The organism is Arthrobacter sp. Z4-13, assembly GCF_054792705.1.
Window position 1 is genome coordinate 1,572,561 of sequence record NZ_CP096459.1, and the last position, 15,485, is coordinate 1,588,045.

The following is a 15,485-nucleotide window of genomic DNA, read 5'->3' on the forward strand; positions in this document are numbered from 1 at the left end:
GGCGTTGATATTTTGTCGGGGCTGACGGATAGAGTTTCCATATCTGACCAAGGAGTGATTGCATGGCCCTGACGACTTCCCTTGCGGGCCGAGTTCGCAACACGAGTCTGCCGAAGAGTCACGCGCTCCTGCCTCTCCTCGAGGCAATTGTCAATGCTATCCAGGCGGTCGACGCGCGTCGCGGGGACTCCGCAGTGCCTGGACGCATCCACGTGAGGGTGCATCGGGACGCTCAGGCGGAGTTCGAACTAGGCCAGCCGGGTCCTGGACGTGCCCCCATGAAACCGATTGTCGGCTTCTCCGTCGAGGACGACGGTATCGGATTCACCCCTCAGAACATGTCCTCGTTCGAAACATTGGACAGTGATTTCAAGTCTGACCTGGGCTGCCGTGGTGTCGGGCGGCTGCTGTGGCTCAAGGCCTTCGACAAGGTTTCGGTCCGCAGCGCCTATGAAGACGAGGACGGGAAGCTCCGAGGTCGTCAGTTCAGATTCTCGGTCGAACGAGAGGTCGAGCACGACGGCGACGCGGACAGGTTTGTGCGCCCCGGCGCGGTCGTCATCCTGGACGGTTTCAAGAAGGCGTACCAGCTGAACGCCCCGAAGGGCGTCGACGCCATCGGGCGCGAGGTCTTCGAGCACTGCATCTGGTACTTCCTCCGGCCTGGTGGGGCCCCTCTCGTGACGATCGCGGACGACGACGAATCGGTGTCGTTGGCCGACTTGATGGACGAGTTCGTCGACTCGGCAATGACGTCGTCGAAGATTGAGGTCAAGGGGCAGAGGTTCGACATGCTGAACCTCCGGCTGAAGGCCACCGCGCGGAACTCCGTCCCCCGCCTCCACTGGTGCGCGGCGAGCCGCGTCGTCATCGAGGAAAACCTGAGCGGGAAGGTGCCGGGACTCCACGGCAAGCTCGGGGACGAGGCCTCCAATGAGTTCGTCTACGCGTGCTACCTGACTTCGGACTTCCTCGACGAGCGCGTCCGCGCCGACCGGACAGCTTTCGACATCAGCGACCGCATCGCGGGGCAGCCCCTCATCGATGACCTCTCCCTGGATGACATCCGAGAGGCTGTCCTCGAAGAAGTCAGGACGATCCTGAAGGCTCCGCTCGAGTCGGCCCGCGAGCAGGGTAAGAAGCGCGTCCACGAGTTCGTGACCAAACGCGCGCCGCGGTACCGGCCCTTGCTGGCCAAGATCGAGGAGCGCGGCATCACGGTGGACCCATCGATTAAGGACCAGGACCTAGAGCTCCAGCTGCACCGGCAGCTTCAGAAGATCGAGTCCGAAGCATTCATTCAGGGGCAGGAGATCTTCGCTGAGGCCGACGCGGAGCCGGCGGAGGACTACGCGGAGCGGCTCGCCGCATATCTCGCCACCGTCAGCGAGATCAACCAGTCCGACCTGGCCGCGTACGTCTCGCGCCGCCGGACGGTGCTGGATCTGCTCGGGCGGCTGATCCGCGCGGACAAGGACGGGAAGTACAGCCGGGAGGATGCGATCCACTCGCTGATCGTCCCGATGCGGACGGAGTCCAGCGAGCACGCCGCCGATGGTTCGAACCTGTGGATCATCGACGAGAGACTCGCGTTCCACGACTACCTCGCGTCCGACAAGACGCTGAAGAGCATGCCGATCACGGGTTCTGAATCCACCAAGGAGCCCGACATAGTTGCGACGCGGCTCATGGACTCGCCGGTGCTCGCGGCCGAGGGGCAGAAGCTGCCGCTCCCGTCGATCGTCGTGGTTGAGATCAAGAGGCCAATGCGCAAGGACGCCACCGAGGACAAGAATCCGATCCAGCAGTGCCTCGACTACGTGAAAAGGATCCGCGCAGGTGGCGTGGTCACCGCAACGGGGAGACCGATCCCGCCGACCCACGAGCCGCCGGCCTTCTGTTACATCATCGCCGACCTTACAGAGAAGATGATCGAGCGATGCGAGATTTCGAACCTGCGGCCGACACATGACGGTCTCGGGTACTTCGGTTTCAACGACTCCGCCAAGGCATACATCGAAGTCATGAGCTTCGACGGGTTGGTCAACGCTGCAACTGAGAGGAACCGGGCATTCTTCGACAAACTCGGGCTGCCCAGCTAGCACAGTGCACGGCGCAGCTCCCCGGAGCTGGTCCCGCGGTTGTCGAGATCGCTTCCCAGGTCCACCGCTACCGCGGTACATCTACCCGCTGGAATGCCGCTGTCGCGCCCCCGGCCCAGCAAAGGGGAAAACTACTAACGGAGCACGTTGACTACGTATGCCGTGCATGCCGACGTTCTACGATAACGGTAGGAATTCACGAGCAGTATGATCACCCACCCAGGAACTTTGGACATGGTGTCGTCCTAGCGCGAAGATCTCTGCTCAAATTGCTCATACCCTCGGGATTCGCAAAACTTACCGCGTAGTGGGGACAGGGTGAAGTAGGCGAGCGACTAGAGCCCGCCAGGAAGCAGCCGAAACTGATCGCTTCGGCCTCTTCTTACACGACACGGCCTCTTCTTACACGACACGGCCTCTGCCAAATCCTCTGTTGGTCGACGCCGATAAGATTGCTGAGACGTCCGCAAAATCGCCGGTCGCAAACATGGCGTGGCCACTCAATCGCGCCACACACCCATACCCAGGTCATTGATGGAGTAGAAACGCATGTCACGAGGAACGTCCGGGGACACCCAAATGCTCAATTTGCGAGCTGACGACCTTGTGGACGACCGTGAACTTGCTGTCGCGGAGGACGACCGCCTCGCGCACGAGGGGATCGTCGACCAACTCGCCGCACTTGCGACGACGGTGGCCACGCCCTCAAACGTAGCCCTCTACGGTCCGTGGGGCTCTGGCAAGAGCGGAATCGCTAACGTTCTCAAGAGCAAAATCGATGGCCGCGATGGTGTCCGCTTTGTACGGTTCGACGCGTTCAAGTACGCCGACGTGCCACTACGGCGGAACTTCATCAGCGCCGTCGCGAGCGAACTCGGATGCAAGCAGCCCAAGTACCACGGTGACCTCTACAGCGGCCGAACCAAGACCGAGATTAACGTTCCCCCTACCACTGTTCTCAAGCTGCTGGGTGTCTTCGCATTGCTGCTCCTCGGCCTCACAGTCATCCTCGCAGTGGTCGTTTCAGCAGTCGCCTTCGGGCAGAGCCGCATCGGTACCAGCACTGACTTTGGAGTCGAGTTCAAATCACTGTCCAAGCAAGTCGTGTTGGCAGGCTTGGCCCCTGCCACACTTCTCGCTGCCCTGATCGCCCTGGCAAGCAAGACATTCACTGTAGACCGCAGCTTGGCGAAACCGGACAGCGACGAACAATTCGAGACGATCTTCAAAGATTTGGTTTCCGACGCCAACGCCAAACGCCTCGTCGTCTTCGTCGACGAACTCGACCGATGTTCTGCCAGCGAGGTCGTCACTACTCTGGACACCATCCGGACCTTCCTGGGCATCGAACGGTGCGTATTCATCGTGGCCGCCGACCAGAATGTGCTGGAAGGAGCGCTCACCCGAGCAGCCAAGCAGGAGACCCCTGTCGACGACACGAACCCCTACTACAGCACCGGCAGCGCCTACCTGGACAAGGTTTTCCAATACCAGCTCAGCCTGCCACCGCTACTCGCCCAAAGCGTCAGTAAGTACGCCACAAGCCTCGTGGAGAATCGCGACGGTTTGTGGGCAGAAATTAACCGCGAATACGTGCTCTCGGTCCTCATCCCCACCCACGTCGCCAGCCCTAGACGCGTAAAGCACCTGCTGAACACGTTCGCGCTGACCTATCGGCTTGCCCAAGAGCGTTATGATGCAGACCTTCTGACCGAAAACCCGCGGACGAAAGCGGCCGCGATTGCGCGGCTGGTGTGCCTCCGAGTGGAGTTCCCCCTGTTCGCTCGGCACCTTGAAGTCGATGCCAATCTTCCCAACCTCGTGCTTCAACTAATGCGGGATCGTAACGCGGAGCTCCCCGCAGGAACCTCAGACCGCGCCGTTGAACTCGCCAAGTCCTATGCCCTTGAGAGCGCTGCCCCGAGCACCGTTATCGTCGACGACGACCCTGACGGTGTTGACGAGGCGGACGACCGAGCCAGTCAAGTTGGCAAGGCACACAACAAGCAACTACTCAACTATCTGAGCCGAACCCGTCAGGTACGGGGTCCGTCCCGAGACCTCATATACATGCAGAGCACCGGGACAGTCTTCGGGTTGAACGGTGAACTGGCGCTGGCGATCGAGCGCGCCGCAGAGGATGCGGACGTCGAGACTCTGCGTCGCCGCGTCTCAGGGCTCGAGGACACCGAGCGGGAAGGGGTTCTGCAGGTCTTGACCAACCAGATCCGGACAGGTGTTGGGCTCAGCGGGCCCAACGCGGCACGGTCCTTCCTGCTGCTCACGGAAGCCGAACCTGGCCTTCCTATAGCCAGCGTGGCCGACACCGTCGCAGAAGCAATATGCGTCCTCGAAGACGACGCCAACGATTTCCTTGATGAAGACACGGCCTCCAGTGCCTGGGCACTCTCCAAAGTCGGATCGGAAGCCAGCGCATCAGCTCTGCGCCGCCGCGTCATCGCAACCATCACACGCCCTGGCCTCACACCTCCAGACTTCTTTTTCGAAGACGCAACGCTTGCGCTTGACGCCGCTCCCACGCCCGTGGTTAATGACCTTTCAGCACGTGTAGTGTCACAAACTGGTCCCGTAGCGATCGCCCGCCTCTTCGAACTTGGGGACGACAGCCTCATTCGGGTCATCACCGCAACCCATACTCGCATCTCCGCACTTGCCCAAGAAGCGGCGCGAAGTCACACCGAATGGACCGCCGAGCAGAACGCCGCATCGGCGAGCGTCGCCACGGCCCGAAGGACCGCAGCGGCCACGGCAACCGAAGAAGCTGAGCCCGAACCGTTCAACCCCAAGCCTGTGCTCGACGCTCTCGCAAAGGCGGCAGCTACGCGGGAAACGTCGGTCCAGCATTTGGTGCTACGCCTCCTCCTGGCAGTCGACGACCAGGATGCTCGTAAAGCCGCACTCCAGCTACTCGGCAAGACCGAAATGATCAATGAACAGAGCCTCGCTACCAGCGTCCTCAGGGCAACCCACTATCGGGTCGTCAGCGACTGGCCCCACTGGCTTACCCGGATCGTCCCTTCCACGATGACCGCAGCCCAAGTCGCACCACTAACCAAGCTTGTGGCAAAGGCATGGAATGCGAGGGCCGACCTTGGCACCATGCGCATCGCGCTCGAAGCGCTCACCCCGCTCCTCACCAACCTGCCTGCCGACCGCACCCCGAGCCTTAACTCCGACGTGCTCGAACTCGTCGAGAAATACGTCAGGAGCACAGAAGAAGCCAGCGAACGTCGAGACATGCTAGAGAGAGCCCGCTTGTTTGCCGACGCGGGAGTCCTCGACTACGACCAGATCCTGTCCGCTGTTGCACACTCCCTCCAAGACACGCTCGCAGAGTCGCTTGCTCCCGTCGACGCCGAAGACGCCCTGCACCAATATCTGCTTGAGAACGGTGCCGAAGCCGTACACGCGGCTGCCGACGGCCTAGAAGCCGATGAGGTACAAGGGCTACTCGCCGAAGCGGCCACCAGTCCATGGCTCGACGACCTCGGACACGTCGCCATACCGCTCGAACTCGCCATGGCAGCTGGCCCGACTCACGTCCGCGTCATCGACCTGCCAACAGCCCAGACCATGGCAGACGTCAACCACAACTACGAACACCTGGCCGTCCACGCCACCGCACTCTGGCTCGAACTCACTCACCCGAACCCCGAGGACTTCGCTGCAGTCTACGAGCCTCTGCGACGAGCTAACGCCCACGAAGCTGAACTAATCACCGCCGCCCATAAAGTGCAACAAGGTTGGACAGCGGAGCAGCACCGCAAGCTACTGGACAAGTACCTCGCCGCAGCAGACTCGGATGTCCCAAACGACGCTGCACTGAACGTGCTCGGGCTCGCCAACGCGGACGAGTCCCAAGCCGCAGACCTGCTCATCAACCGCTTCTCAGCCGCGACGAACAACATCCAACGACAGGCCATCATCACACTGTGGGCTAAGGCAAACATCCAGGACAACTCGATACGACGCCGACTTGTCGAGACGATCATCTACGGACTACTTGATCTAAAGACCAGCAGTGGCAACGCGGGAGCAGCCGAACTCGCACTCAACGCCCTTGGCAGCCTCGGCAAACCTCTCCCGGCGCGAATCAAGGGGGCACTGGGCGAACGTATCAAGGCGGCAGTAACTGGCACCAGAAGTCTGGAAGACAAAGCGCTCTCGGTGCTGCCCGCCCTCGGCTACAAGACCACGACGAACTTCCTCGGTGGATTCAAGCGCGTTCATTACGACAGCTGACACGCGCAGCGGCCCCAGCGCCCAACCACGAGGGCTCTGGCCGCTGCATAGGTGGAGAAGAGCCAACACGGCATCCTGCAGTACGTGCTAAACCAAGACCGCCCGACGACAGAGTACTGGGCGGATAATTGGAGCATTCAGGCAAAGTTTGGCTCTCGCGCGTCCGGCTCAGCAAAGGGGAAAACTACTAACGGAGCACGTTGACTGCTTATGCCGTGCATGCCGACGTTCTACGATAACGGTAGGAATTCACGAGCAGTATGATCACCCACCCAGGAACTTTGGACATGGTGTCGTCCTAGCGCGAAGATCTCTGCTCAAATTGCTCATACCCTCGGGATTCGCAAAACTTACCGCGTAGTGGGGGCATGTAACAGTACGTACTGCGCCAGATCTCGGCGAACTAGCGGTACCTGCCCGCAGGCATTACCTACCGAAGCCCCGGCCGGTCACCGACCAGCCGGGGCTTCGGCTTTGCTGGTGAGTCTGGTCCTGCGGACCAAGGCGTTAGAGTTAAACGGCACGTCTACCACCCGAAGGAGGGGTCGTTGGGAATCTTGGACACCATCCAAAATCCGCAGGACCTGAACGAGTTGTCCGAAGAACAGCTGAAGCAGCTGGCTTCGGAGGTCAGGAATTTCCTGATCACGAACGTCTCCCAGACGGGCGGTCACCTCGGACCCAACCTCGGCGTGGTGGAACTGACGCTGGCCGTGCACCGCATCTTTGACTCGCCCCGTGACAGCATCGTTTTTGACACGGGCCACCAGTCGTACGTCCACAAACTGCTGACCGGCCGCCAGGACTTCAGCACCCTCCGCCAGGAGGGGGGCATGTCCGGCTACCCGTCCCGGGCCGAGTCTGAGCACGACATCGTGGAAAGCTCCCACGCTTCCTCGTCGCTGTCCTGGGCGGACGGGATTTCCCGCGCCCGGCAGCTCACCGGTGAAGGCGACCGGCACGTCGTCGCCGTCGTAGGGGACGGTGCCCTCACCGGCGGAATGGCGTGGGAAGCCATCAACAACATTGCCGCCGACAAGCGGCGCCGGGTGGTCATTGTGGTGAACGACAATGGCCGCTCCTATGCTCCCACCGTGGGCGGTTTTGCCGACTACCTCGCCTCCCTCCGTCCCACCATCGATTCCTTCCGCACAGCTCCCGCCTACGAGGTGGCGCTGGACTGGTGGAAGAAAAAGCTGCAGGACGGCGGCCCGGTGGGCCAGTTCACCTACAAGAGCCTGCACGCCATGAAGAAGGGCATCAAGGACTGGTGGGCTCCGCAGGGCATGTTCGAGGACCTGGGCATGAAGTACATCGGCCCGGTGGACGGCCACAACCTCCAGGCGATGGAGAACGCATTGTCCACCGCCAAGCACTATGCCGGCCCCGTGATCGTCCATGCCATGACCGAAAAGGGCCATGGCTATGCTCCGGCCCGGGCACACGAAGCAGACCAGTTCCACGCCGTGGGCATCATCGACCCCGAAACCGGTGAGCCCACCGGCACCGCCGGTGCCCAGTCCTGGACCTCCGTTTTCGCGGATGAGGTCGCTGCCATTGCCGATGAGCGGAAGGACGTCGTCGGCATCACCGGCGCCATGCTCATTCCCGTGGGCCTGCACAAGTTCGCAGCCCGGCACCCGGACCGCGTCATCGACGTCGGAATTGCCGAACAGCACGCCCTGACCTCCGCCGCCGGCATGGCCTTCGGCGGCCTGCACCCCGTGGTTGCCGTGTACGCCACCTTCCTGAACCGGGCCTTCGACCAGCTCCTGATGGACGTCGCCCTGCACAAGGCCGGGGTTACCATCGTCCTGGACCGCGCAGGCGTGACAGGCCCGGACGGCGCCAGCCACCACGGTATGTGGGACATGTCCATGGTCCAGATCGTCCCGGGCCTCCACCTGGCCGCCCCGCGTGATGCCAGCAGGCTGCGCGAGGAACTCCGCGAAGCCGTGGCCATCAGCGACGCGCCCACCGTGGTCCGTTTCTCCAAGGGATCCGTGGGCGCCGAAGTGGAAGCCCTCGAACGCCTCAGCGACGGCGTGGACATCCTGTCCCGCAGGCCCAGCGGGTCCACCGAGAACGACGTCCTGATCATCTCCGTCGGTGCCATGTCCGAACTCGCCCTCGACGTGTCCAACCGCCTCGGCGCGCAGGGCATCAGCACCACCGTGGTGGACCCACGCTGGGTGCTTCCCGTCCCGCGGTCCATCATTGCGCTGGCATCGCACCACCGCCTGGTGATCTGCATCGAGGACGGCGTCCGTGCGGGCGGCGTGGGCTCCCGGATCCGCCAGGAAATGCGCGCCGCCGGCGTGGACACCGCCCTGAACGAAGTGGGCCTGCCGGTCGAATTCCTTGACCACGGCACGCGCAGCCAGGTACTGGAACGCGTGGGCCTCACGGCCCAGCAGATAACCCACGACGTCGTCGCCCAGGTTCTTGGGACGAAGGTCCCCTTTGCGCGTCCACTGCCCGGCCAGCAGCACCCCACCACCGGCAGCCTTCCGATCCTGTGAGGGGAGAGGACTTACTGAAGTATCCGGGCGTGACGGGGGAACCCGAACCTGGACACCAGCCCGGGGCGGGCCGCGAACCGCGGCACCTGGAACCCGGCCACCTGGTAGTGGCCCGGAACCGGAAGTGGAACGGCAAAGCGCACTGGGTGGTCCCCGGGCGCTACCTGGGCGAGGACCGCCACGGCTGGTGGATCTTCCAGGGAACCAACGAGTTCTGCTCCCGGCCAGGCGCTGCCTTCTACACCAAGTCGGACGCCGTCCTCCTGGTGCCGCGCGACGGCGACTGGGTAGCCACCTTCTACGACGACGCGCACCCCGGCGGGGTACGGATCTACATCGACCTGGCCGTGGCGCACGAATGGCACCGGATCCGGCCGGCCGTGACGGAATTCCACGTCATCGACATGGACCTGGACGTGGTGCGGACAGCAGGGCGGGGCGTGTTCATCGACGATGAGGACGAGTTCGCCGAACACCGCGTGGCCATGAACTACCCGGCAGCCTTGGTGGAAACACTCGAGGCGTCCGCGGACCAGCTTTACCAGGCCGTCAAGGCGCAGCAGGCACCATTCGACGGCACCGACGTCGAATGGTTTACAAAGGGACGGTCATGAGCGGAATAGTCAGGGTCTACAAGCGGGACGAAGAGGGCACCCTCCATTTCCGGGAGGCCTGGTTCGATGAGGACTACAACCAGTTCCTGATGAATTACGGAGTTGTGGGGCACCAGAGCAAAACCGAGGAGACCGACGTTCCGGATGCGGCCGCAGCTGAGGGCCTCCTGGACGCCTTTGCGGTGCAGTGCGCTGAGGACGGTTACGCCGAAATCCCGGACGAGGAACAGTTCTGGGTAGTGGCCCAGTTCGCGCTCAAAACCAGGGAGGGCACCGACAGGGACCGCTACCTGGAAGAGAAGGCCACGGACGCACTCATCAGCCACCTCGCGTGGCGCGGACTCGGCACGGTGGAACGCTCCGAGTTCAGCGACTACAAGCTGAATATCTTCTGCCTGTGCCCCGACGTCAACAAGGCAGTCAACGCCATCAAGGTCTGCAGCCGCGGCGAAGACCTGGACTTCACCAAGCTCAGCATCGGCGCAGCCCCCCACAGCGATCCGCAGAACTTCAAGCTCAAGCACTCCGCCAAGAACGCCAACACCTTCAGCCTTTAGGAGCGTCCATGACCACCTACCGCCGCGTTGGAAAGTCCGGCCTGACCGTCTCCACCGTCGGGTTGGGCTGCAACAACCTGGGCCGTGCCAACACTGCCACCGAGTCGCAGGAGGCTACAGACGCAGTGGTCCACGCTGCTGTGGACGCCGGAATCACCCTGTTCGACGTCGCAGACACCTATGGCCGGGAACCCGGACTGAGCGAAACGATGCTCGGCAAGGCCCTCGCCAACAGGCGGGCCGACGTCGTGCTCGCCACCAAGTTCGGTATGGACATGAAGGGAGCCAGCGGACGGGACTTCGGCGCCCGCGGCTCGCGCCGCTACATCATGCAGGCCGTGGAGGCCTCGCTGCGGCGGCTGGGTACCGACTGGATCGACCTTTACCAGTTCCACACCCCGGATCCGCTGACCCCCATCGACGAAACCCTGTCCGCACTGGATGCCCTCGTCACCAGCGGCAAGGTCCGGTACATCGGACATTCCAACCTCGCCGGCTGGCAGATTGCCCAGGCGGAGTACGTGGCCCGCGAACTCGGCAGTGCCCGCTTCATCTCCACCCAGAACCACTACAACCTCCTGGACCGCCGCGCCGAGCTCGAGGTGACTCCGGCGGCCGAAGAGTTCGGGCTGGGAGTCCTGCCGTATTTCCCCCTCGCAAACGGACTGCTGACCGGTAAGTACTCGCCCGGCCACGCCCCGGACGGTTCCCGGCTTAGCCACACCCGCAAGCACATGGTCCACGACGCCGACTGGGACCAGCTGGACAGCTTCAGCAGCTTTGCCAGGGAACGCGGGCTGGACGAAATCCAGGTCGCTTTCTCCTGGCTGGCAGCCCAGCCGTCCGTGGCAAGTGTCATTGCCGGCGCCACCCGGCCGGAACAGGTCCGCCAGAACGCCGGATCAGCGGACTGGCTTCCCTCAGAAGAGGACCTCGCGGAGCTGGACAGCATTTTCCCGGCCGCCCCCAAGGTGGCGCTGTTCTAGGACCGCCATGACCGCCTTCCTGCTGGACGTGGACACGGGCATCGACGACGCCCTGGCCCTCGCCTACCTTGCCGCCCTGCCGGACACCGAGTTCGTCTCCGTCACAGCGACGCCGGGAAATGTTGACGTGGACCAGGTGGCGCGCAATACCCTGGCGCTGCTGGAACTCTGCGGCCGCAAGGGAGTGGAGGTGGCCGTAGGTGCACGCGAACCGCTGGCCATACCGCTGCTGACCACTCCCGAAACGCACGGTCCGCAGGGCATCGGCCACGCGGTCCTGCCGGAACCGGCGGGCACTGTGTCGGCGCGGAACGCCGTCGACCTGTGGGTTGAGCACGCCAGGGCCCGGCCGGGGGAGCTGACCGCCCTCATCACCGCACCCCTGACCAACTTTGCGCTGGCGCTGCGGCAGGAACCGCAACTGCCTGAGCTGCTGGCCAAAGTGGTGATTATGGGCGGCAGCTTCTACCACCAGGGCAATACAACGCCCACTGCCGAGTGGAACACGCACGTGGACCCGCACGCGGCCAAGGAAGTCTATGCCGCGTTCCAAGGCCGGCCGCTGGAAAAGCTCCCCATCGTCTGCTCCCTGGACACCACTGAGCGGATGGAGCTCCACCCCGCCCATGTCCGCCAGCTGGCGGAGGCGGCTGGGGCGAACGTGCCGGAACTGGTGCTGCCGGAACAGCCGGAGGGCCAGCGCAGCACGTCGGACAACTCCCTGGTCCGGCACCTGTCCGATGCGCTGCGGTTCTACTTCGAGTTCCACCGCCATTACGACCAGGGCTACCTGGCCCACGTCCACGACTACTTCGCGGCCGGGGTCGCCGCGGGCACCCTGGGCTTTGAGGCGCGTCCCGCCACCGTGGACGTGGAAACAGGTTCCAGGATGCTGATCGGCACCACCGTGGCGGACTTCCGCGGCCTCTGGGGCCAGCCGCCGAATGCCCGGGTGGTGTCCGCCAGCTTTCCGGAAGCTGCCTTCCGCGAGCTGGTGTCCGCCGTCGGCAGCCTGGCCCGGCGCCTGGGCTAGCGTCATGCCCGGCTTCGGCGGGACGTCAGGGTTTGGCCCCCGGTTCAATCCGGCAGAAGCGTGGGCCGGGCTACCTAGCGGCACCGGTAGAATAGTCCGCGGACCGGACAGGCACAGCTGCCTGGCGGCAGCTGCCGAGGTGACATAGGCAGCGTTCCATTTCCGGCCCCGGACTCGCGGGCCGGCCGTGCGCACCCCGAAGGAACTCCATGTCATCGCCCTCCCTGACGCTGCCAGCCCCGGCACCGGCCGCCGCCCGCAAACGACGGGTACTGGAAACCCTCGGTGCCCTGGCTATTGCCGGCACCTACGTCTACCTGGTGCTCAACCAGCCCGCAGACATCACCGGCGGCCCGGGGAGCACCTCGGCGCTGATCGCCCTGTCCGGTTTCCTGGTGGGCGCCATCCTGCTTGTTGTTGCTGTCCTGCCCACCCTGCCCACGTCAACCGTGGTGCTGATCCCCGTGGCACTGGTGCTGAACATCGTGCTGGGCCAGTTTGTGGGCAGCACCCTGGTCCCGTTCTACCTCGACGCAATCGGCACGGTACTGATTGCCGTCCTCGCCGGCCCGGCGGCCGGCGCAGCAACCGGCGCCCTCAGCAGCATCGTATGGTCCTTCTTCAACCCCACCGTGCTGCCATTCGCCGCCGGCGCGGCACTGATCGGCTGCCTCGCAGGCCTGGCTGCCCGTTACGGCCTTTTCCGCCGTTTCTACCTCGCGCCCGTCGCCGGGTTCCTCACCGGGATCATCGGCGGAGTGGTATCGGCCCCGGTGGCGGCCTTCGTCTTCGGCGGCACCTCCGGCGTGGCCACCGGAGCCATCGTCAGTGCCTTCCGTTCCATGGGGGATACCCTCCTGGCCGCCATCACCAAGCAGGCACTCATCTCCGACCCCATGGACAAAGCCATCGTGTTCACGGCGGTGGCTGTGCTGGTCTACGCCCTGCCCCGCCGAACAAGCCTGCAGTTCCCGTTTATCCGCCGGCACCGCGTGCTGGCCGGCAAGGCGCCCGAACAGGGCTCCTGACCGTCTGCCCATGCGACTGCATCCGCTGACGTCCCTCGCGGCTGCCGGCAGTACGGCGGTCATTACGACGGCGGCGGCGAGCTGGCCGCTGTCCCTCGGCGTGATCGCGGCCGCGGTGGGGCTCTCCGCCTTGGGCGGCACGCTCCGCCGCCTGCTGCCCGCGGCAGCTGCCGTCCTGGTGCCGCTTGGTTTGTCCCTGCTGGTACTGCATGGCCTGTTTTTCCCGGAGGGGGTTACCGTGCTGGCCGAGTGGGGCCCCGCGCGCGTCACCGCTGAGGGGCTTTCCTTTGCACTCCAGCGGGCTGCGCAGCTTTCAGCCGCCGTCCTGGCCCTCCTGGTGTTCTCCGCCAGCGTCAGCGTGCCGGAGCTGGTGGCGGCGTTGTCTGCGAAAGGCATCCAGGGCCGGGTTGCCTTCGTGCTGGCGTCCACCCTGACCCTGCTGCCCGCCGTCACATCCCGGCTGGAACATATCAGGCACGCCCAGGAAGCTCGGGGATTGGTGATCCGCAGCGGCCTGCTGCACCGAATCTCCGCTTTCCGGCTCCAGGCAATTCCCCTGGTGTCGGCGCTGGTAGCGGATGCGGGAACCCGCGGTGCCGCCCTCGAAGCCCGCGGCTTCGGCAGCGCCGGTCCCCGCACCAGCTACCGTGAAGTGCCGGACCGGCCCCCGGAGCGGTTGCTGCGCATACTCCTGCTGCTGGCCGCCGTGACTACGGTGGCCGCCCGGCTGTGGCAGTCGGGAGGCTAGATGCCTGCCTCCACTGCCCTTGGTGCAGGCATCAGGAGCCTTAGGTTCCACGAGGATGAGGCGCCCGTCCTTCGCGACGTGGACGTCTCCTTCGCACCGGCTACTTTCACGGCGATCCTTGGCGGATCCGGAAGCGGCAAGTCCACACTGGGCCGGCTCCTTGCGGGCTGGCTGTCGCCCGGCGCAGCCGGAAACCTTCAGGGATACCTTGAACTGGAAGGAACCAGGCTGCATTTCAGCGGAACCGCCGATGATCCCCGCATTAACCCTGCACAATGGGGTGCACGGGTGGGGTTTGTACCGCAGGACGCCGCCAGTGCCTTGTCCACTGTCGGGGCCACCGTGGCCGAAGAACTGGCTTTTGGCCTCGAAAACGCCGGCGTGGACCGGGAAGCACTCCGGTCCGCCGTAGAACGTACTGCGGACCTGCTCGGACTCCCGGGGCTGCTGGACCGCCACCCTGGCACGCTTTCCGGCGGACAGCTGCGCCGCCTGGCCATTGGCTGTGCTGTCATCGCGGAGCCTGCCGTCCTGGTCCTGGACGAGCCTTTTGCCTCCCTTGACCCGGCCGGGAAGGACGAACTGGCACTCCTGCTGCGCCAGCTCGTGGCCGGCGGGACCGCCGTCGTCGTCCTCAGCCAGGCGATCGACGAGGCGCTGCTTCAGGCCGACTGGTGGATTCTCCTGGACGCCGGCACCGTGACGGGCAGCGGTACACCCGCGGAACTGCAGGCCGCATCCGGACGCCTGCCGGCCGCGATCCGGCGGCCAATCCAACTGGATCTCAAGGCGAAGGCGCCGGCGCAGGGCAGCGCGGCACCGGACGGCGTTGCGACAGCCCGTCCGAGTACCCGCCCTGCCCCTTCATATGGCGCAACCGCTGCCGGACCCATCCTGCAGCTCCGGGGTGTGGGCTTTGGGTATCACATAGACCCACGCCGCGGCAGGAAGGCCAAGTCAGCCGGCCGGGGCGCCCATAACATGCATCACCAGAACCCGGTGCTGCAGGGGATTGACCTGGTGCTCCGGCCAGGTGAGGTCGTCGCGGTCACCGGACCCAACGGCGCGGGTAAGTCGACGCTCCTGAGACACTTCAACGGATTGCTGCGGCCCACCTCCGGCTCCGTTTTGGTCAAAGGGGAGGATATCGCCGGAATGCCCGTCGGGGAGGTGGCCGCTTCAGTGGGACTGCTTTTCCAGAACCCGCGCGACCAGCTCTTCGAACGCACTGCTGCCCGCGAGGTCCGGTTCGGCCTGGACCGGCGGTTCGGTACCGGGGAGGCTGCCGAAAGAACCGCCGCAGCTTTGGCGTCCGTGGGTTTGTCGGGAGCCGCGGAAGACCACCCGGGCGAGCTGCCAGCTTCCCGGCAGCGGTTGCTGGCCCTGGCAACAGTCCTCGCCCGCGGGCCGTCCGTCCTTGCCCTGGACGAGCCCACGGTTGCCCTCGACGGTGCTGGCCTTGCAGTACTGGACACCGTGGTGCGCTCCGCAGCAGCGGCGGGTGCCGCCGTCGTCATGGTCACCCATGACGTCCCCTACGCGCGCTCGGTGGCGGACCGAATGCTAACGCTCGACGGCGGGCGGCTGCGGGACAGCTGAAACCGGCGCCTGCGAGCGAGAGGGCTCCGTCCG

The 15,485-nt window shown here is 64.6% G+C and carries 10 protein-coding genes; all 10 read left to right on the forward strand.

The features are described from left to right. The first annotated feature begins 278 nt into the window (after positions 1–278). The gene (locus M1E07_RS08960) at positions 279–2,102 is read left to right on the forward strand and encodes an ATP-binding protein (RefSeq protein ID WP_461189881.1); all 1,824 of its coding nucleotides are present in this window, start codon (positions 279–281) and stop codon (positions 2,100–2,102) included. Positions 2,103–2,681: 579 nt separating this feature from the next. Beyond that, the gene (locus tag M1E07_RS08965) at positions 2,682–6,365 is read left to right on the forward strand and encodes a KAP family P-loop NTPase fold protein (RefSeq protein WP_461189882.1); all 3,684 of its coding nucleotides are present in this window, start codon (positions 2,682–2,684) and stop codon (positions 6,363–6,365) included. A 548-nt stretch (positions 6,366–6,913) separates the two neighbouring features. Further along, the gene (gene dxs / locus M1E07_RS08970) at positions 6,914–8,887 is read left to right on the forward strand and encodes a 1-deoxy-D-xylulose-5-phosphate synthase (protein ID WP_461189883.1); all 1,974 of its coding nucleotides are present in this window, start codon (positions 6,914–6,916) and stop codon (positions 8,885–8,887) included. 29 nt (positions 8,888–8,916) lie between these two features. Beyond that, positions 8,917–9,501 (forward strand): DUF402 domain-containing protein, encoded by a 585-nt coding sequence (locus M1E07_RS08975; RefSeq protein WP_461189884.1) that lies wholly within the window; start codon positions 8,917–8,919, stop codon positions 9,499–9,501. After that, on the forward strand, positions 9,498–10,058 hold the full coding sequence (locus tag M1E07_RS08980; protein ID WP_461189885.1) for a hypothetical protein: 561 nt from the start codon (positions 9,498–9,500) through the stop codon (positions 10,056–10,058). The genes M1E07_RS08975 and M1E07_RS08980 overlap by 4 nt, the downstream gene beginning before the upstream one ends. An 8-nt stretch (positions 10,059–10,066) precedes the next feature. Then, a complete protein-coding gene (locus M1E07_RS08985) occupies positions 10,067–11,044 on the forward strand; it encodes an aldo/keto reductase (protein ID WP_461189886.1) in 978 nt (325 codons plus the stop codon). A gap of 7 nt (positions 11,045–11,051) precedes the next feature. Next, positions 11,052–12,077 carry a nucleoside hydrolase gene (locus M1E07_RS08990; RefSeq protein WP_461189887.1) on the forward strand — a complete coding sequence of 342 codons (1,026 nt, stop codon included), beginning with the start codon at positions 11,052–11,054 and terminating at the stop codon, positions 12,075–12,077. A 209-nt stretch (positions 12,078–12,286) separates the two neighbouring features. Continuing rightward, positions 12,287–13,105, forward strand: a complete 819-nt coding sequence (locus M1E07_RS08995; RefSeq protein WP_461189888.1) for an ECF transporter S component — start codon at positions 12,287–12,289, stop codon at positions 13,103–13,105. A gap of 10 nt (positions 13,106–13,115) precedes the next feature. Continuing rightward, positions 13,116–13,853, forward strand: coding sequence for an energy-coupling factor transporter transmembrane component T (locus tag M1E07_RS09000; RefSeq protein WP_461189889.1), 738 nt, complete (start codon positions 13,116–13,118; stop codon positions 13,851–13,853). After that, positions 13,854–15,452 (forward strand): ABC transporter ATP-binding protein, encoded by a 1,599-nt coding sequence (locus M1E07_RS09005; RefSeq protein WP_461189890.1) that lies wholly within the window; start codon positions 13,854–13,856, stop codon positions 15,450–15,452. It begins immediately after the preceding gene. The last annotated feature ends 33 nt before the right edge of the window (positions 15,453–15,485 follow it).

What these genes read in the sequence shown, in the direction of transcription:
- M1E07_RS08960 (WP_461189881.1), top strand. Translation starts at nt 279, where the DNA reads ATGAAACCGATTGTCGGCTTCTCCGTCGAGGACGACGGTATCGGATTC.
- M1E07_RS08965 (WP_461189882.1), top strand. Translation starts at nt 2,682, where the DNA reads ATGCTCAATTTGCGAGCTGACGACCTTGTGGACGACCGTGAACTTGCT.
- M1E07_RS08980 (WP_461189885.1), top strand. Translation starts at nt 9,498, where the DNA reads ATGAGCGGAATAGTCAGGGTCTACAAGCGGGACGAAGAGGGCACCCTC.
- M1E07_RS08985 (WP_461189886.1), top strand. Translation starts at nt 10,067, where the DNA reads ATGACCACCTACCGCCGCGTTGGAAAGTCCGGCCTGACCGTCTCCACC.
- M1E07_RS08990 (WP_461189887.1), top strand. Translation starts at nt 11,052, where the DNA reads ATGACCGCCTTCCTGCTGGACGTGGACACGGGCATCGACGACGCCCTG.
- M1E07_RS08995 (WP_461189888.1), top strand. Translation starts at nt 12,287, where the DNA reads ATGTCATCGCCCTCCCTGACGCTGCCAGCCCCGGCACCGGCCGCCGCC.
- M1E07_RS09000 (WP_461189889.1), top strand. Translation starts at nt 13,116, where the DNA reads ATGCGACTGCATCCGCTGACGTCCCTCGCGGCTGCCGGCAGTACGGCG.
- M1E07_RS09005 (WP_461189890.1), top strand. Translation starts at nt 13,854, where the DNA reads ATGCCTGCCTCCACTGCCCTTGGTGCAGGCATCAGGAGCCTTAGGTTC.